Origin of the sequence: Citrobacter telavivensis (genome assembly GCF_041807075.1) — a bacterium.
In the GTDB taxonomy this organism is placed as follows: Bacteria; Pseudomonadota; Gammaproteobacteria; order Enterobacterales; family Enterobacteriaceae; genus Citrobacter_A; species Citrobacter_A telavivensis.
Window position 1 is genome coordinate 1 of the sequence record NZ_JBGUBF010000025.1, and the last position, 556, is coordinate 556.

The following is a 556-nucleotide window of genomic DNA, read 5'->3' on the forward strand; positions in this document are numbered from 1 at the left end:
TTCATGACTGGGGTGAAGTCGTAACAAGGTAACCGTAGGGGAACCTGCGGTTGGATCACCTCCTTACCTTAAAGAACCTGCCTTTGTAGTGTCCACACAGATTGTCTGATGAAAAGTGAATAGCAAGGCGTCTTGCGATTGAGACTTCAGTGTCCCCTTCGTCTAGAGGCCCAGGACACCGCCCTTTCACGGCGGTAACAGGGGTTCGAATCCCCTAGGGGACGCCAGCGTTCAAACTGATGAGGTGCAAACCTCCCAGGGGACGCCACTTGCTGGTTTGTGAGTGAAAGTCACCTGCCTTAATATCTCAAAACTGACTTCAGAGTCATGTTTGAGATATTTGCTCTTTAAAAATCTGGATCAAGCTGAAAATTGAAACGACACACAGTCAATGTGTGTTCGAGTCTCTCAAATTTTCGCAACACTGATGGTGTTTTACGAAACATCTTCGGGTTGTGAGGTTAAGCGACTAAGCGTACACGGTGGATGCCCTGGCAGTCAGAGGCGATGAAGGACGTGCTAATCTGCGAAAAGCGTCGGTAAGGTGATATGAACC

At 48.6% G+C, this 556-nt stretch carries 1 tRNA gene and 2 rRNA genes; all 3 read left to right on the forward strand.

From position 1 onward, the window contains the following. Nucleotides 1-66, forward strand: a 16S ribosomal RNA gene (locus tag ACERJC_RS25460); the annotation flags it as partial. 85 nt (nucleotides 67-151) lie between these two features. After that, nucleotides 152-227: transfer RNA gene (locus ACERJC_RS25465), tRNA-Glu, on the forward strand. A gap of 232 nt (nucleotides 228-459) precedes the next feature. Then, nucleotides 460-556: ribosomal RNA gene (locus ACERJC_RS25470) — 23S ribosomal RNA — on the forward strand; the annotation flags it as partial.